Annotated in this window: 1 protein-coding gene; it reads left to right on the top strand. The window is 56.7% G+C overall.

The annotated features are described in order from the left end of the window. On the top strand, positions 1-2,540 hold a 2,540-nt coding region (locus TY10_RS31520; protein ID WP_155985839.1), incomplete at its 5' end, for a pentapeptide repeat-containing protein. Positions 2,541-2,560: the final 20 nt, after the last annotated feature.

The raw sequence follows: 2,560 nt of genomic DNA, 5'->3' as shown, positions 1-2,560 counted from the left end.
GACTGAGTGCTGGAAGCGTGACGGAGTCGAAGCTAAGTGAAGCTAGTGTGACGAAGACGAAGCTGAGCGATGGAAGCGTAACGGAGTCGAAGCTCGGCAATGCGAGCGTGACGGAGTCGAAGCTAAGCGCTGCGAGCGTGACGGAGTTGAAGCTGAGCACCGGGAGCGTGACGGAGTCGAAGCTAAGCGCTGCGAGCGTGACGGAGTCGAAGCTGGGCGCCGGAAGCGTGACGGAATCGAAGCTGAGCGATGGAAGCGTGACGGAGTCGAAGCTGGGCGATGGAAGCGTGACGGAAGCGAAACTAGGCGAAGCGAGCGTAACGGAAGCCAAGCTGCGCGATGCAAGTGTAACGGAAGCGAAGCTGAGTGATGCGAGTGTGACAGAGTCGAAGCTGGGCGCTGCAAGCGTAACGGAGTCGAAGCTGGGCGATGGAAGCGTGACGGACACGAAGTTAGGCGACGGCAGCGTAACAGAGTCGAAGCTGGGAGATGGAAGCGTAATAGAGTCAAAGCTGGGCGACGGCAGCGTGACGGAAGCGAAGCTAGGCCACGGCAGCGTAACGGAGTCGAAGCTGAGCGATGGAAGCGTAACGGAGTCGAAGCTCGATGATGCGAGCGTAACGGGATCGAAGCTGAGTGATGGAAGTGTGACGGAGTCGAAGCTTGGTGATGCGAGTGTGACGAAGTCGAAGCTGAGTGATGGAAGTGTGACGGAGTCGAAGCTGAGCGATGGAAGCGTGACGGAGTCGAAGCTAGGCAACGCGAGCGTGACGGAGTCGAAGATAAGCGCCGGAAGCGTGACGGAGCTGAAGCTGGGCGCCGCAAGCGTAACGGAGTCGAAGCTTGGAGCCGGTAGCGTATCGGAGGCCAAGTTAGGAGCCGGTAGCGTAACGGAATCGAAGTTGAGTGATGCAAGTGTCACGGAAGCAAAGCTGAGTAATGCGAGCGTAACGGAAGCGAAGCTGGCTTATGCAAGTGTGACGGAGTCGAAGCTGAGCGCAGCGAGCGTAACGGAGTCGAAGCTGAGTAATGCAAGCGTGACGGAGTCAAAGCTTGGTGATGCGAGCGTAACAGCAGCAAAGTTAGGCGATGGAAGCGTAACGGAAGTGAAGCTGGCTGATGCGAGTGTGACGGAAGCAAAGCTAGGCGATGGAAGCGTAACGGAAGTGAAGTTAGCCGATGCGAGTGTAACGGAAGCGAAGCTGGCTGATGCGAGCGTAACGGAATTAAAGCTGAGCGATGGAAGCGTGACGGAGTCGAAACTGAACGCTGCAAGTGTGACGGAGTCGAAGCTGGCTGATGCGAGCGTAACGGAAGCAAAGCTCAGCGATGGAAGCGTAACGGAAGTGAAGCTAGCTGATGAGAGCGTAACGGAAGCAAAGCTCAGCGATGGAAGCGTAACGGAAGTGAAGCTAGCTGATGCAAGCGTAACGGTAGCTAAGCTAGGCGATGCAAGTGTGACGGAGTCGAAGTTGGCTGATGCGAGCATAACGGAAGCAAAGCTAGGCGATGGAAGCGTAACGGAAGTGAAGCTGGCTGATGCGAGCGTAACGGAATTTAAGCTGAGCGGTGCGAGTGTGACGGAGTCAAAGTTGGCCGATGCGAGCGTAACGGGATCTAAGCTGAGTGATGGAAGCGTGACGGAGTCAAAGCTTGGTGAAGCTAGTGTGACGAAGTCGAAGCTGAGTGATGGAAGTGTGACGGAGTCCAAACTGGCTGATGCGAGCGTGACGGAATCGAAGCTGGTCGATGCGAGTGTGACAGAATCGAAACTGGCTGATGCGAGCGTGACGGAATCGAAGCTGGTCGATGCGAGTGTGACAGAATCGAAGCTGGTCGATGCGAGTGTGACAGAATCGAAACTGGCTGATGCGAGCGTGACGGAATCGAAATTGGTCGATGCGAGCGTGACAGAGTGGAAGTTGAGCGATGGAAGCGTAACGGTGTCGAAGCTAGGTGCCGGTAGCGTAACGGAAGCGAAGCTCAGCACTGTGAGTGTGACGGAGTCGAAGCTGGCCAATGCGAGTGTGACGGAGTCAAAGCTGGCCGTTGCGAGTGTAACGGAGTCGAAGTTGGCTGATGCGAGCGTAACGAAGTCAAAGCTGGGCGATGGAAGCGTGACAGAATCGAAGCTGCTCGCTGCGAGTGTAACGGAAGCAAAACTCAGTGACGGAAGCGTAACGAGGTCTAAGCTGGCCGATGCGGGTGTGACAGAAATGAAGCTGGCCAATGCGAGCGTGACGGAGCCGAAGCTGGGCGATGGAAGCGTGACAGAAACGAAGCTGGGCGATGGAAGCGTGACAGAAACGAAGCTGAGCGATGAAAGCGTGACGGAGTCGAAGCTGGGCGCTGCGAGTGTAACGGAGTCGAAGCTGGCTGAAGCGAGCGTGACGGAGCCGAAGCTGGGCGATGGAAGCGTGACAGAAACGAAGCTGAGCGATGCAAGCGTAACGGAATCGAAGCTGGGCGCTGCGAGCGTGACGGAGTCGAAGCTGGCCGCTGCGAGTGTAACGGAATCGAACTGGCTGATGCGAGCGTAACGAAGTCGAAGCTGAGCGAT

The organism is Paenibacillus gorillae, assembly GCF_000513275.1.
GTDB classification, from domain to species: domain Bacteria; phylum Bacillota; class Bacilli; order Paenibacillales; family Paenibacillaceae; genus Pristimantibacillus; species Pristimantibacillus gorillae.
The sequence above is the reverse complement of the archived record's forward strand: the minus strand, read 5'-3'. Positions and strand labels throughout refer to the sequence as shown.